Origin of the sequence: Methylobacterium indicum (assembly GCF_001043895.1) — a bacterium.
GTDB lineage: Bacteria > Pseudomonadota > Alphaproteobacteria > Rhizobiales > Beijerinckiaceae > Methylobacterium > Methylobacterium indicum.
Map to the genome: position 1 here is coordinate 1 of NZ_JTHF01000276.1, position 23,281 is coordinate 23,281.

At 71.9% G+C, this 23,281-nt stretch carries 23 protein-coding genes; 8 read left to right on the plus strand and 15 right to left on the minus strand.

Going from position 1 to position 23,281, the window contains the following annotated elements:
- Positions 1-69: 69 nt before the first annotated feature.
- Positions 70-1,110, minus strand: coding sequence for an L-idonate 5-dehydrogenase (locus QR78_RS26875; protein ID WP_048430674.1), 1,041 nt, complete (start codon positions 1,108-1,110; stop codon positions 70-72).
- 162 nt (positions 1,111-1,272) lie between these two features.
- Between QR78_RS26875 and QR78_RS26880 the strand changes: the two genes are divergently transcribed.
- Entirely contained in the window at positions 1,273-2,040 is a 768-nt protein-coding gene (locus QR78_RS26880) for an SDR family oxidoreductase (protein ID WP_048430675.1), read from the plus strand.
- A gap of 119 nt (positions 2,041-2,159) precedes the next feature.
- Here the strand turns inward: QR78_RS26880 and QR78_RS26885 are convergent, their stop codons facing one another.
- From QR78_RS26885 to QR78_RS26900, 4 genes are all read right to left on the minus strand, one after another.
- On the minus strand, positions 2,160-2,441 hold the full coding sequence (locus QR78_RS26885; RefSeq protein WP_048430676.1) for a hypothetical protein: 282 nt from the start codon (positions 2,439-2,441) through the stop codon (positions 2,160-2,162).
- An 11-nt stretch (positions 2,442-2,452) separates the two neighbouring features.
- Positions 2,453-4,339, minus strand: a complete 1,887-nt coding sequence (locus tag QR78_RS26890) for an OmpA family protein (protein WP_048430677.1) — start codon at positions 4,337-4,339, stop codon at positions 2,453-2,455.
- Between the two features lie 184 nt (positions 4,340-4,523).
- A complete protein-coding gene (locus QR78_RS26895) occupies positions 4,524-6,158 on the minus strand; it encodes a porin (protein WP_048430678.1) in 1,635 nt (544 codons plus the stop codon).
- 362 nt (positions 6,159-6,520) lie between these two features.
- Entirely contained in the window at positions 6,521-8,341 is a 1,821-nt protein-coding gene (locus tag QR78_RS26900; protein WP_048430679.1) for an ABC-F family ATP-binding cassette domain-containing protein, read from the minus strand.
- Between the two features lie 116 nt (positions 8,342-8,457).
- Here QR78_RS26900 and QR78_RS26905 point away from each other — a divergent pair, with 116 nt between their 5' ends.
- The 4 genes from QR78_RS26905 (at position 8,458) to QR78_RS26915 (ending at position 11,679) form a co-directional block, all read left to right on the plus strand.
- Positions 8,458-8,946, plus strand: a complete 489-nt coding sequence (locus QR78_RS26905; protein ID WP_048430680.1) for a DUF4365 domain-containing protein — start codon at positions 8,458-8,460, stop codon at positions 8,944-8,946.
- Entirely contained in the window at positions 8,943-9,191 is a 249-nt protein-coding gene (locus tag QR78_RS26910; RefSeq protein WP_048430681.1) for a hypothetical protein, read from the plus strand. The genes QR78_RS26905 and QR78_RS26910 overlap by 4 nt, the downstream gene beginning before the upstream one ends.
- 176 nt (positions 9,192-9,367) lie before the next feature.
- A complete protein-coding gene (locus tag QR78_RS33255) occupies positions 9,368-9,652 on the plus strand; it encodes a BrnA antitoxin family protein (RefSeq protein WP_082171842.1) in 285 nt (94 codons plus the stop codon).
- Between the two features lie 194 nt (positions 9,653-9,846).
- Positions 9,847-11,679, plus strand: coding sequence for a gamma-glutamyltransferase family protein (locus QR78_RS26915; protein WP_048430682.1), 1,833 nt, complete (start codon positions 9,847-9,849; stop codon positions 11,677-11,679).
- Positions 11,680-11,739: 60 nt separating this feature from the next.
- Here the strand turns inward: QR78_RS26915 and QR78_RS26920 are convergent, their stop codons facing one another.
- From QR78_RS26920 to QR78_RS26930, 3 genes are all read right to left on the minus strand, one after another.
- Entirely contained in the window at positions 11,740-11,946 is a 207-nt protein-coding gene (locus tag QR78_RS26920; RefSeq protein WP_048430683.1) for a hypothetical protein, read from the minus strand.
- A 66-nt stretch (positions 11,947-12,012) separates the two neighbouring features.
- Positions 12,013-12,327, minus strand: coding sequence for a polyhydroxyalkanoic acid system family protein (locus tag QR78_RS26925; RefSeq protein ID WP_048430684.1), 315 nt, complete (start codon positions 12,325-12,327; stop codon positions 12,013-12,015).
- An 88-nt stretch (positions 12,328-12,415) separates the two neighbouring features.
- On the minus strand, positions 12,416-12,787 hold the full coding sequence (locus tag QR78_RS26930) for a septal ring lytic transglycosylase RlpA family protein (protein ID WP_048430685.1): 372 nt from the start codon (positions 12,785-12,787) through the stop codon (positions 12,416-12,418).
- A 628-nt stretch (positions 12,788-13,415) separates the two neighbouring features.
- Between QR78_RS26930 and QR78_RS26935 the strand changes: the two genes are divergently transcribed.
- From QR78_RS26935 to QR78_RS34470, 3 genes are all read left to right on the plus strand, one after another.
- Positions 13,416-14,606, plus strand: a complete 1,191-nt coding sequence (locus tag QR78_RS26935; protein WP_082171843.1) for a site-specific DNA-methyltransferase — start codon at positions 13,416-13,418, stop codon at positions 14,604-14,606.
- A 143-nt stretch (positions 14,607-14,749) separates the two neighbouring features.
- Complete coding sequence (locus tag QR78_RS32160) at positions 14,750-15,355, plus strand: hypothetical protein (protein WP_125901124.1); 606 nt, start codon at positions 14,750-14,752, stop codon at positions 15,353-15,355.
- Positions 15,356-15,382: 27 nt separating this feature from the next.
- Positions 15,383-15,652, plus strand: a complete 270-nt coding sequence (locus tag QR78_RS34470; protein WP_125901126.1) for a hypothetical protein — start codon at positions 15,383-15,385, stop codon at positions 15,650-15,652.
- Positions 15,653-16,005: 353 nt separating this feature from the next.
- Here the strand turns inward: QR78_RS34470 and QR78_RS26945 are convergent, their stop codons facing one another.
- The 7 genes from QR78_RS26945 to QR78_RS26975 all read right to left on the minus strand — a co-directional run bounded on the left by QR78_RS26945 (position 16,006) and on the right by QR78_RS26975 (position 22,999).
- On the minus strand, positions 16,006-16,290 hold the full coding sequence (locus QR78_RS26945) for a DUF6894 family protein (protein WP_244276455.1): 285 nt from the start codon (positions 16,288-16,290) through the stop codon (positions 16,006-16,008).
- A gap of 245 nt (positions 16,291-16,535) precedes the next feature.
- On the minus strand, positions 16,536-17,021 hold the full coding sequence (locus tag QR78_RS26950; protein WP_089504192.1) for a F0F1 ATP synthase subunit B family protein: 486 nt from the start codon (positions 17,019-17,021) through the stop codon (positions 16,536-16,538).
- 22 nt (positions 17,022-17,043) lie between these two features.
- On the minus strand, positions 17,044-17,613 hold the full coding sequence (locus tag QR78_RS26955) for a F0F1 ATP synthase subunit B family protein (protein WP_048430689.1): 570 nt from the start codon (positions 17,611-17,613) through the stop codon (positions 17,044-17,046).
- 200 nt (positions 17,614-17,813) lie between these two features.
- Complete coding sequence (locus tag QR78_RS26960) at positions 17,814-18,041, minus strand: F0F1 ATP synthase subunit C (RefSeq protein ID WP_048430690.1); 228 nt, start codon at positions 18,039-18,041, stop codon at positions 17,814-17,816.
- A 126-nt stretch (positions 18,042-18,167) separates the two neighbouring features.
- Positions 18,168-18,923 (minus strand): F0F1 ATP synthase subunit A, encoded by a 756-nt coding sequence (locus QR78_RS26965; RefSeq protein WP_048430691.1) that lies wholly within the window; start codon positions 18,921-18,923, stop codon positions 18,168-18,170.
- A gap of 90 nt (positions 18,924-19,013) precedes the next feature.
- Positions 19,014-19,391, minus strand: a complete 378-nt coding sequence (locus QR78_RS26970) for an AtpZ/AtpI family protein (protein WP_048430692.1) — start codon at positions 19,389-19,391, stop codon at positions 19,014-19,016.
- A gap of 158 nt (positions 19,392-19,549) precedes the next feature.
- A complete protein-coding gene (locus QR78_RS26975) occupies positions 19,550-22,999 on the minus strand; it encodes a chromosome segregation SMC family protein (RefSeq protein ID WP_048430693.1) in 3,450 nt (1,149 codons plus the stop codon).
- Between the last annotated feature and the right edge of the window lie 282 nt (positions 23,000-23,281).

Here is a 23,281-nt window from a genome sequence, read left to right on the forward strand (position 1 = left end):
GGCGGCAAAAATCTGCGACACGACAACAACCTAAGCGGGCGAAGCGTTGGCCTGCCAACGCAAGTCTGCTTAGAAGGCGAGGTGGACCTTGATCGCCCGGCTGCGGTCGGCGGCGAGCGCGAAGGCCTCGTCGGCCCGGGACATCGGCATCTCGGCCGACAGGATCGGCGCGACGTCGATCCGGCCGGCGGCCAGCAGCGCGATGGCCGCGCGGTACTCCTCGTGGAAACGGAAGGCGCCGACGAAGTCGATCTCGCGGGCCATCAGGAGGTTGGCCGGCACCGGCACGTCCCCCGGCGGCATCATGCCGAGCTGCACCACCCGGCCGCCGGGCCGCACCACCCGGAACAGCGAGGCCAAAGCCGCCGGGGCGCCGGTCGCCTCCAGGGCGACATCGAAGGTGCCCTTGTCGGCCTCGTAGGCCGCGAGCCGCTCGGGCTCGGAGGCGACGTTGATGGTCTCGGTGGCGCCGATCTCGCGGGCGATGCTGAGTGGCGCGTCGGACAGATCGGTGCAGACGATCCGCCGCGCGCCGGCGAGCCTCGCCGCCATCAGGCACAGGAGCCCGATCGGCCCGGCTCCGGCGATGAGGACGTGGCGGCCCAGGAGTTCGCCCGCCCGCCGGATCCCATGGAGCGCCACCGCCAGGGGCTCGCCGCAGGCGGCGACCCGCATCGGCATCGTGTCGGGAATCGGCACGCATTGGTCGGCGCGGGCGAGGAAGAACTCGCTGAAGCCGCCCTGGACATGCGGGAAGATCGCCGCCGAGCCGAAGAACCGCATGTTGCGGCACAGGTTCGAGCGGCCGGCGCGGCAATAGTCGCAGGAGAGGCACGGCCGGCTCGGATCGACCGCGACCCGGTCGCCGGGCTTCACGCTCGTGACCGCGGCCCCTACCCGGGTCACCGTGCCGGCGACCTCGTGGCCGAGCACCATCGGCTCGCGCAGGGAGAAGTCTCCGACCCGGCCCTTGCCGTAATAGGACAGGTCCGAGCCACAGATTCCGCCGGCGCCGAGGGCCACCACGACCTCGTCCGCCTCCGGCTCGCGCAGCGAGATCGTCTCGACCCGCAGGTCCTTGGCGGCATGGATGCGCGCGGCGAGCGTCATGGCGAAACCTCTCCTCCCGGTCGGGCTTCGGGGCGGCCGGTCCGGCGCCGAGAAGCCGCTTGCTTTGGTACCGGTACCATGCTTCCCTTCGGGCACGAGCGCAACCGCAAGGAGCGGCCCCGAAGGCTGCCGGCACGGGGCGCGTCCGGGAGGAAATCGCCGGTGTCGACCGCCTTGTTCGATCTGTCGGGCCGCCGCGCCCTGGTGACCGGTTCCAGCCAGGGCATCGGCCTGTCGCTGGCGCTCGGCCTCGGCCGCGCCGGTGCGGCGATCGTGCTCAACGGCCGCGACGCGGCAAAGCTCGACGGCGCCGTCACGGAACTGCGGAACGAGGGCATCACGGCCGAGGCCGCGGCCTTCGACGTGACGGATGCCGGTGCCGTGAAGGCGGGCATCGACCGGATCGAGGCCGAGATCGGCCCCCTCGACATCCTCGTCAACAATGCGGGCATCCAGCGCCGCGCGCCGCTCGAGGAGTATTCGGTCGAGACCTGGCACGAGCTGATGCGGACCAATCTCGACAGCGTGTTCTATGTCGGCCAGGCGGTGGCCCGGCACATGATCGGGCGCAAGCGCGGCAAGATCATCAACATCGCCAGCCTCCAGAGCGAGGCGGCACGCTACTCGATCGCGCCCTACACCGCCTCGAAGGGCGCGGTGAAGAACCTGACCAAGGGCATGTGCACCGACTGGGCCCGCCACGGCCTGCAGGTGAACGGCATCGGCCCGGGCTACTTCGCGACGCCGCTGAACCAGGCCCTGATCGAGAACCCGGACTTCGACGCCTGGCTGAAGAACCGCACGCCGGCCGGGCGCTGGGGCCGGGTGGAGGAATTGCAGGGCGCGGCGATCTTCCTCGCCTCGGCGGCGTCGGACTTCGTCAACGGGCAGATCCTGTACGTGGACGGGGGTGTGCTGGCGACGTTGTGAGGGATGGTCCTCGTCCTGCAGCGGCATGCCTCCATCGCCCGATTTACCAGGATGAGGGGGCGGGCCGTATGGCCTCGCTCTACAAGTCCGGTCTCAGCGACAATGACGTCGCCAAGTTCTCAAGACCGAGCCCGGCGCGTCGAGCGCGACAAGCCGCCGGCCGCGCAGCCGGCGAGGTAAACCGTCAGCATGGCGGCGGCGCTCTCGACCCAGAAACCCTCGCGCCCCGGTACGCGGCCGGCGAGCGCCGTCGCGAGGCAGGCGAGCGCGAGAAGCGCGACGAGGGCAGCGGCGATCCGCGGCAGGCGGCCGGCGGGGGGGCCGGCCCAGAAGCCGGTGCCGAGGCCGACCAGGAGCGCGGCGAGGCAGCCCGGCCAGGCGACGGAAGCAAGGAGCAGCACGGGACGAGGCCTCAGGAGCGGAGCGCGAAGGCGACCGCCCGGCGGTCGGACGCCTCGGCGGGCGCCGGGGCGATCCGGTCGGCGGGGATGCCGGCCTTGAGCAGGTAATCGACGATCGCGGCGGCGCGCCGCTGCGGCAGGCCGGGATCGGGCATGGCGGCGGTCTCGACGGGCTTCGGCGCCGGCTTCTCGGCCGACCGGCCGGGCTTCGCCGCGGGCTTGGACTTGCCGGAGGCTTCCCTGAGAGGGGGCTCCTTGGGCGCGGCCTCCTTGGGGGCGGCCTCCTTGGCGACGGGAGCCGGGGCGCTGCCGGGCGGGTCGTCGTGGCCGGCGACCTCGATCCGGGCCTGCGGGCAGGCGCGGGCGAGGCCCGCCACCTCGTCGAGCACGGGGTAGAAGGCCGGCTTCAGATCGGCGCTGCCGGGGTCGAAGCGCAGGGCCTGCCCGCTCGCCAGCGCCGCGAAGGTCTCGCGGCACTCCGCCGGGTCACGCTTCGGCGGCGCGCCGCGGGCGCCGACCGCGACCTCGATGCGCCATCCCGCCGGGGCGAGACGGCCGGCCTCGGCGGCGACGCGGCGGGCGCTCTCGGGATAGAGGCCCTCGCCGGCGATCCGCAGGCTCTGGTCGCGCACGCTCACCTCGCCCTCGGCGAGCTGGACGAGGGCGCCGATCCCGGCGGTCAGGCCCTCGACGAGGGCCGGCGGCGCGCCCTCGGCGATCCGGGTGCGGTCGATCACGCGCTCGCCGTAGAGATGCGGCCGCAGGGCGGCGCGCAGGGCGGCGCGGGCCTCGGCATCCGGCAGGTGGCCGGTGAGGGTGAAGGCGTCGGGCCTGCGCCGGATCGCGACGAGGTAGGGCGAGACCGGGCTCGCCGTCAGGGCGAAGGCGCCGTGGGAGATCCCCGCCGGCAGGGTCGCGGCGGCCGCCTCGGCCTCGCGCACGGCCTGGACGTCGATGGCGCTGCCGCGGACCGACAGCGTCGATCCGTCGAGGGCGACGCTGCCCTCCCGCACCAGGGCCAGGATCGCGAAGGCGCGGTCGACCAGCGCCCGGGCATCGATGCCCGCCGGCAGGCCGCGGGCGGTGCGCATCGCGTCGCTCACCGGGGCGCCGTCGGCGAGGAGCCGGGCGGCGGCCAGGATCGCGGCCCGGTCGGCCTCCGACGTCGCGTAGCCGTCGAGGCGGATCCCCGCGGGCCCGCGGCTCGCCGACCAGACGAAGGGCGAGACCAGGGCCGGCTCGACCCCGACCTCGCCGACCGTGTAGCCGGCGGGCGGGTGGGAGAGGTCGGACCGCAGGGCCGCGTAGGCCTCGACGCTCGCCGCCTCGCCGTGGACCGACAGGACGCGGTCGCTCAGGGCCGCGGTGGCGCCCGGCTTCAGGTGCCGCACCTGCGCGACGAGGAAGCGGGCGGCCTCGGAAAAATTGTCCGGCGCGCCGCGGGCGGCCCGGGCGGTGTCGCGCAGGACGAGCCCGGCGGGCAGCCCGGCGCCCAGGGATTCCGCCAGGGCGGCGCGGCCGGTCTCGGCCGGGCGGTGCCCGATCAGGTCGAGGCGGTCGGGCGCCCGGAAGGCGGCCGCCCAGGTGAAGGGCGAGACCGCGGCGACGAGGCCGGTCCGGTCGACGATCCGGCGCCGGCCGGGCAGGGCCGCGAGCGCCGCGCGGGCCTGATCGCGGGCGCCCTCGCCCGGGGCCTCGCCGCTCGCCACGAGGTCGCGGCCCCGCGCCTCGACCCGCAGCCACGGCTCCGCCCCGTCGCGCCCGGTCGCCGTCGCGACCGCGTCGGCCGGGGCCTCGAGAGCCGCCTCGAGCCGCGGCTCGGCGAAGGCCGTGGCGGCCACCCAGGCACCGGCCAGGAGGGGAAGGCCGGACAGCCAGCCGATCGAGCGAATGGCCACGGGGGAACCTCGTCGCGAAGTGACAGCGCGCGGCGGGGGCTTCGCGCGTGCGGGCCACCCTGGCGCCGGTTTCCGGCATCAGCAAGGCGTGGCGCGCGCAACGAAAAAGGGCCCCGGCGCGAACCGGGGCCCTCGAAGGGGCGTCCGAGGACGCGGCTCCCCGGAGGGAGCCGCGGGTCGCGACTTAGAAGTCGCGCTGGACGCGCATGCGGACCTGGAACGTGTCCGCGTAGTTGGTGGTCGGCAGCAGGGCACCGTTGGCAGCCACCGGCAGGCCGGCGGCATTCACGGCGGCGGCGACGCCACCCGGAACCTTGTTCTGGTCGATCACGCGGCCGTTCTTGATGTCGACGCGGTTGTAGAGACCCTCGACGCCGATATCGAGGTCCTTGACCGGCGACCAGATCAGGCTCGCGCCGGCGACGATCTGGCTGGTGTCGCGCAGGGCGGCACTGAACAGGAAGTTGCCGGGGCTGTTGACCGGGTTGCCGAGGCCGTTGAAGTTCAGGCCGCCGAGGAGCGCGCGGCTGGTCTTGCCGAACGACATCTCGCCGTAGCTGCCGATGATCGCCGACCGCCACTCGGGCGCCCAGTAGTGCAGGTACGAACCGACGACGGTCCAGCTGGTCGACAGCTCCATCTTGCCGGTCAGCGGGTTGACGGCGGCGTCGGTGAAGTAGGCCGCGAAGGGCGAGCCCTGGGTGTTGCCGGCGCTGGCGGTGTAGGTGCCGATGTACTGGGAGTAGCCGGTGTAGATCTGGGCGCCCTCACCGTACGAACCCTGCAGGTACAGGGAGTCGCCAGCGGCGATGAACGGCAGGTTGAACTTCAGACCACCCTGCACGGCCCAGCCGTACTCGGAGTTGACGCGCGGGGTCACGACCGTGCCGGCCGGGATCGCGGCGCCGCCGAAGGTCAGGACCGTCGTGGCGTTCTGGGCGTTCAGCTCGTGCACGGCGGCCGAGAGCTGGGCCGAGCCCCAGGCGGCGTCGTAGCGGATCGCGCCGACGAAGTCGGGCATGCGGTTGGTCTGGCGCAGGTCGTAGAACGCCTCGCCGATCGGCACGCCGGCCGCGTTGGTGGCGACGACCGGGCTCAGGTTGGTGGCCGCCGCGGTGAAGACCGCGAACTGGCTCGCCGCGTTGCCGGCGGTGGCGGTGCCGAACAGCGGGTTCTTGCGGAAGGTCGGGTCTTCGATCGAGACCGTCGCCGAGAAGCCGTTCCCGAAGGTCGCGGTGTAGGCGAGCAGGTTGGTCGAGGCGACGTCCGAGCCCAGCGAGGTGCCGATGATCTCGAAGTCGTGGGCGTAGAAGTCGTAGAACGAGGCCGCGCGACCGGCGGTGAGGCCGGCGAACTGGATGAAGGCCTTGTCGACGTTCACGTATTGCTGGGCGCGGCCGAACGTGTCGACGCCGAGCGCCGGGAAGGCGTTGGCGATGCGCTGCTGGGTGCCCGAGTTCAGGTAGGCGCCGGTCCGCGAGGCGAGCTCGAAGCGCACGAAGGCGCGGAGCGTGCCGTAGGCGGTCTGGGTGCGGGCGTCGAGGTTGAGGCGGCCGAGGCCGCGGTAGCCCATCAGATCGCCGTTGTTGCCCGAGCGCGAGTAGCCCTGCGAGTAGCCGGCCTCGAAGCGAGCACGGCCGGAGACGCGCAGGCAGGTGTCGGTACCGGGAACGAAGAAGAAGCCGGCGCCGTAGGCCGAGCAGACACGAACGTACTCTACGGGCGCAGCCTTCTTGATCGGCAGATCGGCAGCGTGCGCACCGGCAACGACGGTCAGGCCAGCGGCCGAACCGAGCAGAAGGCTCTTCACGAGCTTCATCGAGACCTCCAAAGTTTCGAGACCCTGGGGGTGAACGACTGTGTCCCGACGATCCTACTGGAGCCGAACCACGCCACTCTTTTCCCCTTGCGAACCGGCGCCCCCTACACGGGGTGTCTGCCGGCCCCACCGGGTTGTTCCCGGTGCAGGGGCACCATGTGCTAGGCGCTAACAGCGATCAACCGAGATCCGCACCCACCATGGCCAAGTCGCCGGCTTTCCGCCCGAATGTTGCACGATCGCCACGAAACCTTACGCGGGTCAGCTAATTCCAGACGTTCCCGACGGAGAAACAGAAGAGCGGCGTGTCGTTCTGTCGTCTCTTGGGCCGCCCGGCGCCGCCCGGGGCGCCGGGCGGCGGATCAGCCCTCGAGCTCCTCGCGCATCATCTCGAGTTCGAGCCAGCGCTCCTCGGCGCCCGCGAGGTCGGCCTCGGTGGTCGCGAGCGTACGGGAGATCGCCTCGAAGCGGGCGGGATCGCGGGCATAGAGCGTCGGGTCGTCGAGGGCGGCCCGGAGCTTGGCCCGGTTGCCTTCGAGGGCCTTCATGCGGGCCGGCAGGGTCTTGAGCTCGTGCTGCTCGTTGAAGCCGAGGCGCTTCCTGGCATCGGGACGAGCGGCGGGCTTCGCAGGATTCTTGCCCGCATCCTTGCCCGTGCCCTTCGGCGCCACCACCCCGCGCGCCTGCACGCCGACCCCGCGCTGGGCGACCATGTCGGAATAGCCGCCCGCATAGGCGATCCAGCGCCCCTCCCCTTCCGAGACCAGCACGGTGTCGACCACCCGGTCGAGGAAGTCGCGGTCGTGGCTGACGAGGATCAGGGTGCCGGCATAGTCGCCGAGCATCTCCTGCAGGAGGTCGAGGGTCTCGAGATCGAGGTCGTTGGTCGGCTCGTCGAGCACCAGCAGGTTGCCGGCTTCCGCCAGAGCGCGGGCGAGCAGCAGGCGGTTGCGCTCGCCGCCCGAGAGCACGCCCACCGGCGTGCGCGCCTGCTCGGGCGAGAACAGGAAGTCCTTCATGTAGCCGATGACGTGCCGGCTCTGGCCGCCGACCTGCACGGTGTCGCTGCCGCCCCCGGTCAGCACGTCGGCGACGGTGCGCTCGGGATCGAGGGCGCTGCGGCGCTGGTCGAGGAGGTTGAGGGTGACGTTGGCGCCGACCTTCACCTCGCCGGAATCGGGCGGGAGGCGGCCGGTCAGGAGGTTGACGAGCGTCGTCTTGCCGGTGCCGTTGGCCCCGACGATGCCGAGCCGGTCGCGCCGGGCGATGCGCAAGCTGAGGTCGCGGACGATCGGGCGCTCGCCGTAGGACTTCGCCACGTCGCGCGCCTCGACCACCAGGGCGCCGGAGGCCTCGGTCTCGCTCACCGTCAGGGTCGCGGCGCCGACGGGCCCGCGATGCTCGCGGGCCTGGCGGCGCAGCTCGTGCAGGCCGGCGAGCCGCTTGACGTTGCGCTTGCGCCGCGCCGTCACGCCGTAGCGCAGCCAGTCCTCTTCCGCGGCGATCTTGCGATCGAGCTTGTGGCGGTCGCGCTCCTCCTCCTCGAACACCTGGTCGCGCCAGCCCTCGAAGGCGGAAAAACCCTGGTCGAGGCGGCGCGTCGTGCCGCGGTCGAGCCAGACGGTCGAGCGCGACAGGGCTTCGAGGAAGCGCCGGTCGTGGCTGATGAGCACGAGCGCCGAGCGGCTGCCCTTCAGCTCGGCCTCCAGCCACTCGATCGCCGGGAGGTCGAGGTGGTTGGTCGGCTCGTCGAGGAGCAGGATGTCGGGCTCCGGCGCCAGCGCCTGGGCGAGAGCCGCGCGGCGCGATTCGCCGCCCGAGAGCCGGCTCGGATCCTCCTCGCCGGTCAAGCCTAAGCTCTCCAGCAGGTAGCGCGCCCGGTAGAGTTCGTCGCCCGGCCCCATCCCGGCCTCGACGAAGGACAGGGTGGTGGCGTGCCCGGAAAAATCCGGCTCCTGCGCGAGGTAGCGCACCGTCGTGCCGGGCTGGAGGAAGCGCACGCCCTTGTCGGGCTCGACCAGCCCGGCGGCGACCTTGAGCAGGGTCGACTTGCCCGAGCCGTTGCGGCCGACGAGGCAGGTGCGGTCGCCGGGCGCGAGCGCGAGGTCGGCGCCGGACAGGAGCGGCGTGCCGCCGAAGGTGAGCGCGATGCCCTGGAGGGTGAGGAGCGGAGGAGCGGCCATGGCCGGGGGATACGGCAGCCGTTCGGGAAAGGCGAGCCCGGGCGGGGGCGTCTTGTGCGCCGTGCAGCCTTGACCTAGCAGGAGACGACTGCACGGCTTCGATTTCGTGGAGATGCATGGCGGATCGCAAGATCAGGACCCGCGAGCACGTCATCGCGGCCATGAGCCTGCACCATGTCGGCTACATCGTTGCAAAGGCCGGCTATGTTCTCGATGTTACAGCGGCTGATGACGGCGTCGATGGCCTGATCACAACCTTCGACGCCGATGGCAGCATCGAGAGCGGCTATATCTCGTTGCAACTGAAGGCGACAGACCACCTCACGATCCGGAGGGATGGATGCATCGCTGTCCGGATCGATCTGCGCAACATCGATTTCTGGCTGGCAGATTTCTTCCCGGTGATCATCGTGATTTTCGATGTCTGCACGGAGATCGGCTACTATCTGGTCGTGCAAGATTACTTCAAGGCGCATCCGCTCACGGCAGCCCAACGACGGCGTGCCACGTTGACCGTCCACATCGACCCGGAGGCGATCGTGAGCGATCGTGTGGTCTGGTCGTGGCGTGACCTGAAAACCGGGCACAGGAAGGCGCGGGCATGACGGACGTCCGGACGCAGACGGTCATTGACGCTCTGACGGGACTCGGCTTCGAGCGGAGAATGGCCAACGACAGCCATGCCCTCTATGATCATCCGGCCGGCGCGAGCGTATCGCTTCCCCACAGCCGGCCTCACGTGTCCGGTGCGCTCCTGAAGGCGATCGAGCGTCAGGTGGCGGGTTCGGCATCGCTCCGGCTCATGTCTTCGGTGAGAAAATCCACGCCCCGCACCGGGCTGCTCCGGTAGCCGGCGACGGTTCGGCCGACACGGCCGGTTCCGGGACCGCGCCGGCACGATCCGCATTCGATCGCGAGACCGGCGGGCACAAGGCCGCGAGCCCTCCGAAATCGCGCCGACGCCGCGCCGCCGCGCAATAACCCTCGGGTCGCACGATCCCCTCCCGGCTCCCGGCACGATTCACGATGAGCGCAAGCAAGCCCGCTACGCCCACCTTTTCCCCTGACGCCTATGGGCGACCGACTTCGAAGGTCGACGCCCACACCATCACGGCCGAGGAATACGACGAACTGCCGGAACTCACCGAAGCGGATCTCGGGGCGGCCGGCACCTATCGGGGTGCGACCCTGATCCGCCGCGGACGGGGCCGACCTCCCGTGACACAGACCAGGAAGGTCGTGAAACTGCGACTCGATCCCGACATCGTCGAGCGCTGGAAGGCGAGCGGCTCAAGGGGCAGACCCGGATGAATGCTGTGCTGCGCAAGACGATACCGTAGGCGTCGGCAAGGCGCGGCATCGCATCGCCGACCCCGGTGGATTGCATCGGTCTCGCTGCCGGTTAGAGCCTAATATCGTGGCCCCGATGCCGCGAAACACTGCGCCTGGGCTACCTAAAACCCTCGGCCACATAAAATCTTGGGCCACCTAAAAAAGGACCCCCGATGAGCGTCGCCAAACCCGATCCCTTCACCACCCGCCCCGAGATCGACGGGACCTTCGGGGTCGTCGCCTCGACGCACTGGATCGCCACCGCGGTCGGGATGGGCGTGCTGGAGCGGGGCGGCAACGCCTTCGATGCCGGGGTCGCCACCGCCTTCGTGCTCCAGGTCGTCGAGCCGCACCTCAACGGGCCGGGCGGCGACGTGCCGGTGATCCTGCACGACGTCCGGGTCGGGCACCCACAGGTGATCTGCGGGCAGGGCCCGGCGCCGCAGGCCGCCACCATCGCGCACCTGCGCGACGATCTCGGCCTCGACCTCGTGCCGGGCACCGGGCTGCTGGCGCCCTGCGTGCCGGGCAGCTTCGACGCCTACATGCTGATCCTGCGCGACCACGGCACCTGGCGCCTCGCCGACGTCCTGGAGGCGGCGATCGGCTATGCCCGGGACGGCTACCCGCTGGTCGAGCGGGTCTCGGCCACCATCGCCACCGTCGAGGGGCTGTTTCGCGAGCACTGGCCGAGCTCGGCGGCGACCTACCTGAAGGATGGCGGCGTGCCGGCTCCCGGCAGCCTGTTCACCAACCCGGCTCTCGCCGAGACCTATGCGCGGATCGTGCGCGAGAGCGCCGGCGGCACCCGCGAGCAGGAGATCGAGCGGGCCCGCCGGATCTGGTCGCAGGGCTTCGTCGCCGAGGCGATCGACGCCTTCTGCCGGAATCAGGCCGTGATGGACGTGACCGGCCGGGCCCACAAGGGCCTCCTCACCGGAGCCGACATGGCGGCCTGGCAGGCGAGCGTCGAGGCGCCGATCTCCTACGAGTACGGCCGCTACACCGTGCTGAAGGCGGGGCCGTGGACGCAGGGGCTCGCGACGCTCCAGCAGCTCGCCCTGCTCAAGGGGTTTTCCCTCGACGGCCTCGATCCGGCGGGGCCCGATTTCATCCACCTCCAGGTCGAGTGCGCCAAGCTGGCATTTGCCGACCGCGACACGTTCTACGGCGATCCCGCCTTCGTCGGGGTGCCGGTCGAGACCCTCTTGTCGGATTCCTACAACGCCGAGCGCCGCCGGCTCGTCGGCGAGACCGCCTCGCTGGAGCAGCGGCCGGGCACGATCCCCGGATACGGCAAGGCCCTCGACGCCCGGGTGAGCGAGGGCGCCCGCACGGCGGTGGGCTCGTCCGGCGCCGGGGAGCCGACGGTGGGCAAGATCGAGGCGACGGTTCCGCCGGACGATGCCCGCTCCGGCGTCGTGCGCGGCGACACGGTGCATTTCGACATCATCGACCGGCACGGCAACATGATCGCGGCGACGCCGTCGGGCGGCTGGCTGCAATCCTCGCCGGTGATCCCGGCCCTCGGCTTCTGCCTCGGCACGCGGGCGCAGATGTTCGTGCTCGACGAGGGCCATCCGGCGGCGCTCGCACCCGGCAAGCGGCCGCGCTCGACCCTCTCGCCGACCATGGCGCTGCGCGACGGCGCCCCCTACCTCGCCTGGGGCTCGCCGGGGGGCGACCAGCAGGACCAGTGGATCCCGCAATTCTTCCTGCGCCACGTCCATGCGGGCATGAACCTGCAGGAATCGATCGACGCGCCGGCCTGGCACACCGAGCACTTCCCGTCGTCGTTCTGGCCCCGCACGGCGCGGCCGGGGGTCGTGGTGGTGGAGAACCGGATCGGCCCGCAAACGGTCGCCGAGCTGCGCCGGCGCGGGCACATCGTCGAGATCGGGTCCGACTGGTCGGAGGGGCGGCTCACCGCGGCGAGCCGCGACGGGCGACGCCTGCGCGCCGCCGCCAATCCCCGCGGCATGCAGGCCTACGCCGCGGGGCGCTGACGGGCCGGCCGCCGCGATCACGACGGGGCGGAGGTGCGCCGGGCACCTCCGCGCAGGCCGTCACATCGTCGGGTTGGCGGGGCCGGTCGGGGACGGATCGGGGGTGATCGCCGGGGAGTTGCCGGGATCGTTCACCGGAATCTCGACCGGCCGCTCCCCCGGAGCCTCGCTCGGCAGTTCGGGGCCGCCGGGATTGGGCGTGTCCGGACCGGGGGTCGGCGGCACCGGATCGTAGGGCTGGTCCGGGATCGGGCCGGGATTCGACATCGGGGGCTCCTTCATGTCCTCCGAGTCCAAACCGGGGCGCCCGGCCCCGGTTCCGCTGCGTCCGGCCTACTGCTTGGTCAGCAGCTTGGCGCCGTTCTGGCTGACGATCTGCTGCACCTTGTGGGCGAAGAGCGACAGGAGCAGCGGCATCCGCACCTCGACCCGCACCACGTCGTCCTCGACGTCGATGTCGCCGTCGACCTTCTGGTTCATGGCGCCGACGAGGAAGGAGAGCCGGTCGCCGCTCCAGGTCGCGTCGGCCATGCTGAGGCCGGCCTTCTGGAGCATCTCCTTGGCCTGGCCGATCCCGTTCTCGAGCCGGCGGCGGGCCTCGGCCCGGCCGAGCTGATGGGGAATCACGACAACCAGGGGCTTTGCCATCACGTCACGCTCCGCTCGCACGAGTGAGCCTGATGTGGGGAGACTTGGCCCAACGGCAACGCCGGGGGCCCGGATCGCAGGATGTCGGTCAGTCCACCACCGCGACGGCGACGCGGGCGACGCCGTTCATGCCGATGGCCCGGCCCGCACCGCGGGCGAGATCGATGATGCGGCCATGCGCGAAGGGCCCGCGATCGTTGATCCGCACCACCACCGAGCGGCCGTTGGACTGGTTGGTGACCCGCACCCGGGTGCCGAAGGGCAGGCTGCGATGGGCCGCCGTGAGACCGTTGGGATTGAAGCGCTCGCCGCTCGCGGTGCGGTGGCCGGACGCGTACCAGGAGGCCTTGCCGCTCTGGGCCTGCGCCGTCGACGACAGGGCGAGGCTCCCCAATCCGGCGAGGACCACCCCGCCCGCGAGAGCCACGATCGACCGACGCACAGGCTTGCCGCTGTTCATTCCACTGTCCTTGGCATTTGCTGACGGCGGAGCCAATCGAGCCCAAACAGGACGAAACTATGACCGCCCGAAATGTGGCCGATCACGCCGCATTCTCGGCCGACATCTTGCCGATCGTTAAGGATCGACCGTCCAAGTCGTGACCAGCCACGAAACCTGACTGTCGACTTGGGCACCGGGACGACTGCATTCCGGTTTTCAGCATTCGAAAGAAGCGGCATCGGCGCGCCGGCGGCAGCGTGGCAGTGCCTGGACAGACGGCCTCGCCGTTCCGGCCGGGCTGTCGATGTCGGACGGGGCGCGGGGTCGGGCGCTCCCGCGGGCACGGGATCGTTCGGGCACAGAGGCGGCGCCGAGGTTCGCCCTCCCCCACCCGCGCGGCGACGAACGAGCCCGCGCCTCGTCCTGCTCCCAACCGTCTCACCGCGATGGACGACGGCAAGGCTCAACGACAGCGGCGTCCACTTCCTGCGATCAGTAGCGTTTCATTAACGGATAGGCACGGCCGTTCGACGACTAGGCAAGAAGTGCAGCCCCATTTCGAGACGTCATTCGTGTCCGCGGGAAACGTGACCTTTACCGTAGCGGCGGCAATGTCTGGTGGTCAGTCGCGTAACCGGTGTTTGCCATGGCTTCCCCGCGTACCGCGGTCGCCGGCGCCGCCGCCCGGAATCAAGTCTCGCGTACCGGGCGAGTGGTGTCGGCGCCGCGGATGGGTCTCGTTACCCCCGCACAGCGCCTTCCCCTGGACGAAGTCATCCTCGGGGATTGCCTCAGCGCCCTCGACCGGCTGCCGCCGGCCAGCGTCGACCTGGTCTTCGCGGATCCGCCCTACAACCTCCAGCTCGGCGCCGGCGCCCTGCTGCGTCCGGACCAGAGCACCGTCGACGCCGTCGACGACGACTGGGACCAGTTCGCCAGCTTCGAGGCCTACGACACCTTCACCCGCGCCTGGCTCTCCGCCTGCCGCCGGGTGATGAAGCCGACCGCGACCCTCTGGGTGATCGGGTCGTACCACAACATCTTCCGCGTCGGCAGCGCGTTGCAGGATCTTGGTTTCTGGATCCTCAACGACATCGTGTGGCGCAAGGCCAACCCGATGCCGAACTTCCGCGGCAAACGGTTCACCAACGCCCACGAGACCCTGATCTGGGCCTCGCGCAGCGAGCAGAAGGGCTACACCTTCCACTACGAGGCGCTGAAGGGCGGCAACGACGACGTCCAGATGCGCTCGGACTGGTTCATCCCGCTCTGCACCGGCGACGAACGCCTGAAGGGCGAGGACGGGCGGAAACTGCACCCGACCCAGAAGCCCGAAGCGCTGCTCGCCCGCACCATCCTGTCCTCGTCCAACCCCGGCGACGTGGTGCTCGACCCGTTCTTCGGCACCGGCACCACCGGGGCGGTGGCCAAGCGGCTCGGCCGGCACTTCATCGGCATCGAGCAGGAGCCGGCCTACGCGGCCGCCGCCCGCGAGCGCATCGCCGGCATCGAGCCCCTGTCGCGTGCCGCCCTCCTCACCGCGCCGACGAAGCGCGCCGAGCCGCGGGTGCCGTTCTTGAGTCTGCTGGAGGCCGGCCACATCCGGGCCGGCGAGACGCTCACCGACGAGCGCCGCCGCCACAAGGCCCTGGTGCGCCCCGACGGCACGCTGGGGGTCGGCCCCGCCTCGGGCTCGATCCACAAGATCGGCGCCCTGGTCCAGGGCCTGCCGGCCTGCAACGGCTGGACCTTCTGGCACGCCGAGCGCGGCGGACGCCTCGTCTGCATCGACGATTTCCGCGGCACGATGCGGGCCGGGATGGGCTCGGCCGCCTGACGACCAGCCTGTGGCCCCGGGGCCACGGGCCTTCGCGACAGCTACAATCGCGAAACATGTCGCTTGTCGATTGACCTGGCGTCAGACACCTCTGGTTCTCCGCGACCGCCACGGGCGGCGCGAAGAACCGGGAGGGTCCGACGATGGGTCGATGGTCGTGGGCGGTCGCCGTGCTGGCGGCCCTGTGCGTGGCAGCGTGCAACACCGTCGCCCCCAACCGGCTGTCCTTGGCCGACACGGCGCAACTGCGCTTCACCGCGATCGAGGTCCGGAGCACCGGCGCGGCCATCAACTGGACGTCCGCCGAGGACGACTACTTGCGCAGCCGCAACCTGTCGCTGACCGATCCGGCCCTGGTGCGGACGCCGGAGGCGCAGGGGTTCATCCGCGATCTGGCGGCGCGGCGCCTCCAGGCGGCCCTGGAACGGGCGCTGGCTGCCCGGCCCGAGGGCGCCCGACCGGCCCGCCTCGTCGTCACCCTGATCGCGGCCGACATCCCGTCGGCGGCGCAGCGCATCCTCATCGGCGGCTCCCCGACGATCCGCGCCACCATCGAGATCGTCGACGCCCGCACCGGCACGGTCCTGACCACCTATTCCGGCGATCGGGGCATCCAGCCGGCGGGCCATGGCGTGATCGGCGTGATGGTCGATGGGGCTCTCACGGCCGGCGGCATGGACGACCTCTACGACCGCGCCGCCAACGACCTCGCCCGGCGTTTCCGGACCTGGCTCGCGGCCGGGGCGTGACCCGCCCGGCGGCACCAGGATATGCGTGTGGACGCGATGATCGCGTCGTTCGGTTTACGTGCAACCCTCGATGATGGTGCCGGGCGACGGGCCGAGGCGTCGCCCGCGTTCGGCCGGGACAGCGAGCGCGTGACGTTCTCCCCGGGCGACGCGAACGCGAATGACGGCAATGCCGATCCTGCAAGCGCCTCGACGAACTGGTGCAGGCTTCCATGGAAGCCCCGGCCCGACGCATCGTATCGGCCCCGCTCGAACGTGCCGGGATGGTTCGTCCCATCGACGACGAACTGGACGTAGACCGTCCCGGGTGCAGGGATCGGGCCGGCGCCGATCGTGACGAGCATGCCGACGAGCGAGTCGGCCGCCCCGAACCGCACTGAGCAGACTTGCGTTGGCGGGCCAACGCTTTGCCCGCTTGTATTCTTGTTTCGTCGCAGATCTTCGCCGCCGAACCGGCGTCCACTTCGGCGAAATCTGCTTAGGGCAAACCGGACGCGTCAACCGGGCATTGGGCGAAGCCGTTGCGGAGCGCCCGACGTCCGGGAGGCGCAGCGATGGTCCGAAGGGGTTGAGAACCCTCCTTGCAGGTCCCAAGCGTCGCTCCGGAGCGAGGCCGGGACCGGACCCCATCGATCGGATCGCGTCGACTCTCAGTTCACGAAGGTCCGGCTGCGGCTGTCGCGGGCGCGCACGCTCGTCAGCGGCAGGCGCAGGATGCGGCGGTGGTGCTGGTCCTCGACCCGGACGGCACTGTGGGTCCAGTCGCAGGTGATCTCGCCATCGTCGAGCAGGCCGGACGCGAGCTTCGCCGCCATCTCCAGGGCGTCGGCCGGGCCGCGCAGGTCGACCCCTTCGGGGTCCAGGATCAGGCGACGTCCCTTCTGGACGTGAAAATAATAGACGGTCATGGCGACCCCGGCGGCGATTCGTCTCATCCTATGACATATCGGATGAGGCCGGGCGATTGGACCTGTGTCATAAGCGGTATTACGCATGCGTCTTTGAAGATGTCGCGCTGTCCGGGCGCGGCGCTGCCTGAACCGAGTCTTCTTATGAACCTCAAAGACCTTGCGTTAGAACCTGGCGCCACATCGTACGTACACGAACATCGGTTCCGGCCAAAAAGAAAGCCGCCCGGAGGCGGCTCTCATCGGCAGCGGTCTTGGCAACCGTGTTCGGATCAGGCCCGCAGGCGCGTACGGACCTCGCCGAGGCTGCGGCGTACCAGGTCCTGGGCGGCGTCGCCGCTGACCTTCTCCCGCAGGATGGTCTCGGAGACCCGCACGGCGGCCTCCGCCGCGGCGGCCCGCACCTCGGCGGTGGCCTGGGCCTCGGCCTGGGCGATCTTGGTCTCGGCCGCCTTGGTGCGGCGGGCGACGAACTCGTTCAGCCGGGCATGGCCTTCGGCGGCGGCGGCTTCGGCCTCCGCGCGGGCATTGGCGACGATCTCGGCGGCCTCGCGCTCGGCGTCCGAGCGGCGGCGCTTGTAATCCGCCAGGACGGCCTCGGCCTCCTCGCGCAGGCGACGGGCCTCGTCGAGCTCCTTGCGCACGCGGGCGCCGCGCTTGTCGAGCCCGCCGATGATCTGGTCGAACAGACCCATCTTCCAGGCGATGCCGCAGAACACCACGAAGGCGACCGCGACCCAGAACTCCGCATCGAACAGCATGTCGGTGATCTCCTGCGGCTCAGTGCGCGGTCTGGGGCCGGGTGCGGTCGTAGGCCGCCTCGACGGCGGCGCGCTCGGGCGCCTGGCCGGTCAGGCGCTCGACGATCGCGGTCGCGGCGTCGGTGGCCACCTCGCGCACGCTGCCCATCGCGGTCGCGGTGCGGCTGCGGATCTGGCCCTCGGCCTCGGCGAGCTTGGTCGACAGGTCGGCCTCGAGGGACTTGCGGCGCGTCTCGGCCTCGGCGGCGAGCTGCTCGCGGGTGGTCTGGGCGATGCCCTTCGCCTTGTCCTGGGCGTCCTTGAGGGCGCGCTCGTAGGTGTCGCGGGCACCGTCGGCCTCGGACTTGGCGCGGGCGGCCTGGTCGAGGTCGCCGGAGAGCCGGGCCTGCCGGTCGTGCAGGATGCCGGCGATCTGCGGCAGGGCGATCTTCGACATCAGGTAGTAGAGCAGGCCGAACGAGAGTGCGAGCCAGAGGGTCTGCGCAACGAACGTGCTGCTCTCGAACGGCGGGAAGCCGCCGCCATGCTCGGAGGCCGGCTCGTGAATCAGCCCCTCCTTGAGGGGGGCGGGTGCATGTGGCTGCGCCATGGTATCGTCCGGGTGTGGGGGAGACGAAGCGCTCCCGCCGAGCGCTCGGCCGGGCCGGCCGTCGCGCCGCCACACCTCAGCAGGGGCGGCGGCTGCACGAAATCGTCCGAGGCGGTCCCTCCATCACGCGCGCGCACCGGAGCCTCGTGTGAAGCCCGGTGCGCGGGTGGACCACCTCGTTGAGGGTAATCCTCGCCGGATCAGACGGCGAACAGCAGCAGCAGCGCGACGAGCAGCGAGAAGATGCCCAGCGCCTCGGTCAGCGCGAAGCCGAGGAGCAGGTTGGCGCGCTGGCCGTCGGCCGCGGAGGGGTTGCGCAGGGCGCCGGCGAAGAACTGGCCGAACAGGTTGCCGAGGCCCATGGCGGCGCCCGCCATGCCGAGGCAGGCGAGGCCGGCGCCGATGTACTTCGCAGCAACGGGATCCATCGTGATGCTCCTAAGGTCGTCTAGTCGTCTGGCGGGTGGTATCCGGCCGCGACACGGCGAACCGGGGTGGGAAGCTCGGGGGTTGCGTGTCCGGGGGGCGAGGCCTCGCGCGGAGGCCTCGTGCCCTTAGTGGCCCGGATGCAGGGCGTCGCTGAGGTAGATCGAGGTCAGCGTCGCGAAGACGTAGGCCTGCAGCACCGCGACCAGCATCTCCAGCGCCGTGACGGCGACCGAGAGGGCGAGGGGCAGGGGCGAGAGGATGCCCCAGACGCCGGCGGCGAGCAGGGCCGGGACGAAGCCCGCGAAGATCTTCAGCGCGATGTGGCCCGCCAGCATGTTGGCGAAGAGACGGACCGAGAGGCTGATCGGCCGCGAGATGAACGACACGACCTCGATCACCACGATCAGGGGCTTGAGCCAGCCGGGCACGCCGGGGGGCACGAACAGGCCGAGGAAGTGGGTGCCGTGGGCCATGAAGCCGTAGATCACCACGGTCAGGATCACCACCAGCGCCAGCATGAAGGTGACGATGATGTGGCTGGTCACCGCGAAGGCGTAGGGGATCATCCCGAACAGGTTCAGCAGGAGCACGAACATGAACAGGGAGAAGACCAGCGGCACGAAACGCTCGCTGCCGTGGCCGGCCGACTGGTGCACCGTCTGGCCGATGAACTCGTAGAACACCTCGGCCAGGGACTGCGCCCGGCCCGGCACCACCGCCCGGCTCTTCGTCGCCCAGATCGTCAGGAGCGCGATCAGCCCCACCGCCAGGAACATGTACAGCGCCGACTGGGTGAAGGCGATGTTCTGGTGTCCGATATGCCCGAACGAAACCAGCGGCTTCAGCTCGAACTGGTGGATCGGATCCATCTTGACGGCCATGCCGGTCCCGCCCCCTCGTGTGTCGCTGCCGCGGGTCTTCCCGCCGCGCTGCCAATCCGTGCAGGCGGATGCACGGCATCCACCGGATGATCAAGACCCTGGCGGGCCTTTCTTCGTGTCCGCGACCGGAAAAAATCCGGAAACGCGCATCACGTTGTAGATTCCGGCTCCGAAGCCCAGGACGAGCAGGACGATCAGGCCCCAGGGCTTGGTGCCCAGGAGACGATCGCAGCCCCAGCCGAGGAGGCCGCCCGCCAGGACGCCGGCCACGAATTCCGTGGACAGCCGCATGGCGACGCCGAGGGACGAGGGCTGGCCGCGGTCGTGACGCGACGAAGGATCGGGAGCCGCCGCGGGGCGCTTCCGGTCGATCTGCATCTCGAGACGCTTGAGCCTCGCGGAGAGGTCGTCGTCGGGGGAGGAGCCCTCACCGGTACCATCCTTCCCCCGCGGGTCGTTGCCGTTCATGGCGAAACCTCGCGCGTGAAGAGATGAGGAGATCCGGTCCGGCTACCCCCGTCGAGCGGGCGCACCATAGTTTCGCCCACCTTGGGAGTCAAGGCGCCCGGGACCGACGTTAAGTCATTGGACTTTCGGTGTATTTTGCACCGCGCGCATGGCCCCCGTCAAACCGTCTCGGCCAGCCGCTCGGCGGTCGCGAGATCGACCGAGACGAGCTGCGACACCCCCCGTTCGACCATGGTCACGCCGAACAGCCGGTCCATCCGCGCCATGGTGATCGGGTTGTGGGTGATGACGATGAAGCGGGTGTCGGTGTCGCGCGCCATCGCGGCCAGAAGGTCGCAGTAGCGCTCGACGTTGGCGTCGTCGAGGGGGGCGTCGACCTCGTCGAGGACGCAGACCGGCGACGGGTTGGTGAGGAACACCGCGAAGATCAGGGCGGTCGCCGTCAGGGCCTGCTCGCCGCCCGAGAGCAGCGTCATCGTCTGGGGCTTCTTGCCCGGCGGCCGGGCCAGGATGTCGAGGCCGGCCTCCAGCGGGTCGTCGGAATCGACCAGCGTCAGCTCGGCGGTGCCGCCGTTGAACAGCGTCGTGAACAGGCGCTCGAAATGCCCGTTCACCGCCGTGAAGGCGGCGAGCAGCCGCTCGCGCCCCTCGCGGTTGAGACTCTGGATCGCCCCGCGCAGGCGCCGGATCGCCTCGATCAGCTCGTCGCGCTCGCGCCCCAGCTCGTCGCGACGCCCCTCCGTCTCGCGCAGCTCCTCCTCGGCCCGCAGGTTCACGGCGCCGAGCCGGTCGCGGTCGCCCTTGAGGGCGGAGAGCTTACCTTCGATCGTTGCGGGTTCCGGCAGGGGATCGCCCGGGGTCGCGCCGGCGAGGCCGTAGAGCCCTTCGGGCGTGGTCTCCAGCCCGTCGGCGATGGCCCGCACGACCTCGGCGAGGCGGCGCGTCAGGGCCTCGTGGGCGGCGGCCGCCGCGCCCCGCGCCTCGCGGGCCGCCGCGAAGGCGTCGAGGGCCCGGCGCGCCCGCGCCTCGGCCTCGGCGAGGATCGTCTCCCCGGCGCCCAGGCGCTCGCCCGCGTGTCCGCGGGCCGCCTGCGCGGCCTCGGTGGCCCGGGTGAGCCGGCGGCGCTCCTCGGCGAAGGTTTCCGGGGCTTCCGCCAGCTCCGCCTGCTCCTCCTCGGCGGCGCTCAGCCGTTCGTCCAGTTCGTCGAGGATCGCCGCGGCCCGCTCGGCCCGCTCCTGCCAGCGCGCCCGGTCGGCCGCCAGGGCGCCGCGGCGGGCGGCCGCCTCCTCGGCGGCGCGGGCGAGCGACAGGCGGGCGGCCCGGGCCTCGGCGGCGGCGAGGCGACGATCCTCCGCCTCGCGGCGGGCCCCCTCCAGGCGGACGGCGAGATCCTCCGGCTCGTCGAGGGCGGCGATCGCCGCCTCGGCGGCCTCGACCCGGGCCGCCGCTTCCTCGGCCTCCAGGGCGATGCGGCCTTCCGCTTCGGCCAGCGCCATCCGGCGGGCGCCGGATTCGGCCTCACGGCGCTCGGCCTGGGCCAGGGTCTCACGCGCGCCGTCGAGAGTGCGCCGGGCGAGCCGTGCGCCGTCGGCCGCCCGGGCCTCGGCTGCCGTCGCCTCCTGCACCCGCGCCTGGAGCGCGTCGTGGGTCTCGCGCGCGGCCTCCGCCGCCTCGCGGGCGAGGGCGGCGGCCTCGTTCAGGGCCTCCAGCCGGTTGCGCTCGGACAGGCGCCGCGCCGCCGGCCGCGGGGCTTCCGCGGCGGCTTTCAGCCCGTCCCAGCGCCAGAGGTCGCCCTGCCGGGTGACGAGACGCTGGCCCGGGGCGAGCGTCCCGTGGACGGCGGCCGCCTCCTCCCGCGTGACCACGCCGACCTGGCGCAGGCGGCGCGTCAGCGCCGCGGGCCCGGCGACGAAGGCCAGCAGCGGTCGCGCCCCGCCGGGCAGGGGCGCGTCGGTCCCGGGATCGGGCGGCTCGGCCCAGTGGGTCGGCGCCCCGGGGTCGGTGGCGGCGTCGAGGTCGTCGCCCAGCGCCGCCGCCAGGGCGGCCTCGTAGCCCGGCTCCACCGCCAGGGCGTCGAGGACCGGGGGGAAGCGCGCCTCCGCCACCGGCGCCACCAGCCGGGCGAGGGTGCGGGCCTCGGTGTCGAGCCGCGCCGCCTCGCGCTCCGCCGCCGCCAGGACCGGCCGGCCCCGGCTCTCGGCGTCGCGGGCTTCCGTCACGGCGTCGCGGGCGGCCGCCGCCGCGTCCTCGGCGCTCTCGGCCACCTCCCGCGCCTCGTCGAACAGCGCGCGGAGGCCGGCGAGTCGTTCGGTCTCCGCGTCGCCGGCCGCCATGGCCTCGCGGGAGAGGCGCGCGCGCTCCGCCGCCAGACGCCCGGCCCGGGCGCGCTCGTCGGCGACCGCCCGCATCAGGGCACCGCGCCGCGCCGCGTGCTCGGCCTGCGCGCCCTGCGCGGCCGACAGCGCCGCCTCCGCGCCCGCGAGGCGGGAATCGGCCTCGGCGGCCAGAGCGTCCGCCTCCTTCCGCGCGGCCTCTCCGTCATCGGCCTCCGCCAGGGCCGCCGCCTCGCCGTCGAGCCGTTCCAGGGTCGCCCGTGCGTCGTCCCGGGAGGCGGCCTCGCGGGCGAGGTCGCGGCGCAGGTCGGCGATCCGGCGAGCGAGGTCGCGCAGGCGCTCGGCGCTGCGGCGCTCCTGCGCCTCCAGCTCGGCGGCGGCCAGCACCAGGCGCTGCAACGCGGCCGCCGCCTCGCCTTCCGCCTCGCGCAGCCGCGGCAGGGCGGCGGCCGCGATGCCCTGCGCGGTGGCCGATTCGACCTGCTCGGCTTCCGCCTGCGCCAGCTGCGCCAGGGCCCGGGCCAGGGCGGCCTCCGCGGCCAGGGCCTCGCGGCGGGCCCCCGCATGGGCGATGAGGAGGAGCAAAGCCTCGTGCCGACGGATCTCGGCGGCGATCGCGCGGTAGCGCTGGGCCGAGCGGGCCTGGCGGCGCAGCGAATCGACGCCCGCGGTGATCGCCGTCAGCACGTCCTCGACGCGCGACAGGTTCTCCTCCGCGCCGCGCAGGCGCAACTCGGCCTCGTGCCGGCGGGCATGCAGGCCGCCGATGCCGGCGGCATCCTCCAGGATGCGGCGCCGCGCCTGGGGCTTGGCCGCGATCAGCTCCGCCACCTGGCCCTGGCGCACCATGGCGGGGGAGCGGGCCCCGGTCGCCGCGTCGGCGAACATGAGCTGCACGTCCCGGGCCCGGACCTCGCGGCCGTTGACCCGGTAGGTCGAGCCGGCGCCCCGGTCGATCCGGCGCGAGACCTCCAGGGCGTCGGCGGCATTGAAGGCGGCGGGCGCGGTGCGGGCGCTGTTGTCGAGCGCCAGCGTCACCTCGGCGTGGGAGCGCCCGGCGCGTCCCCCGGAGCCGGAGAAGATCACGTCGTCCATACCGGAGGCCCGCATGCTCTTGTGCGAGCTCTCCCCCATCACCCAGCGCAGGGCCTCGACGAGGTTCGACTTGCCGCAGCCGTTCGGCCCGATCACCCCGGTCAGCCCGGGCTCGATCAGGAACTCGCTCGGCTCGACGAAGGTCTTGAAGCCGACGATGCGCAGGCGCGTGAATTTCATGGGATGGCGCGGTGCGCGGATCGTGTGGGTCGCCTCTCCGCGCAGGCGCAGGGCCGTCCGGGGAAAGGTATGGCACGGGTTCTCTCCTCTCCCCGCGGGCGGGGAGAGGCCCGAGCTCCGAAGGGGCTCGGGGAGCTGCGAACCGCAGGTTCGCCGCGAGGGTGAGGGGGAGTTTCCGGAGATGCCTCTTCCGGGGCCACCCCCTCGCCCCCGCTCCGGCTTTCGGCTCTGCTCGCTTCACCCCCGACGAGGGGGGTGAAGTCCTCTCCCCGCGGGCGGGGA

What these genes read in the sequence shown, in the direction of transcription:
- QR78_RS26875 (WP_048430674.1), bottom strand. Translation starts at nt 1,110, where the DNA reads ATGACGCTCGCCGCGCGCATCCATGCCGCCAAGGACCTGCGGGTCGAG.
- QR78_RS26895 (WP_048430678.1), bottom strand. Translation starts at nt 6,158, where the DNA reads ATGAAGCTCGTGAAGAGCCTTCTGCTCGGTTCGGCCGCTGGCCTGACC.
- QR78_RS26900 (WP_048430679.1), bottom strand. Translation starts at nt 8,341, where the DNA reads ATGGCCGCTCCTCCGCTCCTCACCCTCCAGGGCATCGCGCTCACCTTC.
- QR78_RS26905 (WP_048430680.1), top strand. Translation starts at nt 8,458, where the DNA reads ATGGCGGATCGCAAGATCAGGACCCGCGAGCACGTCATCGCGGCCATG.
- QR78_RS26910 (WP_048430681.1), top strand. Translation starts at nt 8,943, where the DNA reads ATGACGGACGTCCGGACGCAGACGGTCATTGACGCTCTGACGGGACTC.
- QR78_RS33255 (WP_082171842.1), top strand. Translation starts at nt 9,368, where the DNA reads ATGAGCGCAAGCAAGCCCGCTACGCCCACCTTTTCCCCTGACGCCTAT.
- QR78_RS26915 (WP_048430682.1), top strand. Translation starts at nt 9,847, where the DNA reads ATGAGCGTCGCCAAACCCGATCCCTTCACCACCCGCCCCGAGATCGAC.
- QR78_RS26920 (WP_048430683.1), bottom strand. Translation starts at nt 11,946, where the DNA reads ATGTCGAATCCCGGCCCGATCCCGGACCAGCCCTACGATCCGGTGCCG.
- QR78_RS26925 (WP_048430684.1), bottom strand. Translation starts at nt 12,327, where the DNA reads ATGGCAAAGCCCCTGGTTGTCGTGATTCCCCATCAGCTCGGCCGGGCC.
- QR78_RS26930 (WP_048430685.1), bottom strand. Translation starts at nt 12,787, where the DNA reads ATGAACAGCGGCAAGCCTGTGCGTCGGTCGATCGTGGCTCTCGCGGGC.
- QR78_RS26935 (WP_082171843.1), top strand. Translation starts at nt 13,416, where the DNA reads ATGGCTTCCCCGCGTACCGCGGTCGCCGGCGCCGCCGCCCGGAATCAA.
- QR78_RS32160 (WP_125901124.1), top strand. Translation starts at nt 14,750, where the DNA reads ATGGGTCGATGGTCGTGGGCGGTCGCCGTGCTGGCGGCCCTGTGCGTG.
- QR78_RS26945 (WP_244276455.1), bottom strand. Translation starts at nt 16,290, where the DNA reads ATGAGACGAATCGCCGCCGGGGTCGCCATGACCGTCTATTATTTTCAC.
- QR78_RS26955 (WP_048430689.1), bottom strand. Translation starts at nt 17,613, where the DNA reads ATGGCGCAGCCACATGCACCCGCCCCCCTCAAGGAGGGGCTGATTCAC.
- QR78_RS26960 (WP_048430690.1), bottom strand. Translation starts at nt 18,041, where the DNA reads ATGGATCCCGTTGCTGCGAAGTACATCGGCGCCGGCCTCGCCTGCCTC.
- QR78_RS26965 (WP_048430691.1), bottom strand. Translation starts at nt 18,923, where the DNA reads ATGGCCGTCAAGATGGATCCGATCCACCAGTTCGAGCTGAAGCCGCTG.
- QR78_RS26970 (WP_048430692.1), bottom strand. Translation starts at nt 19,391, where the DNA reads ATGAACGGCAACGACCCGCGGGGGAAGGATGGTACCGGTGAGGGCTCC.
- QR78_RS26975 (WP_048430693.1), bottom strand. Translation starts at nt 22,999, where the DNA reads ATGAAATTCACGCGCCTGCGCATCGTCGGCTTCAAGACCTTCGTCGAG.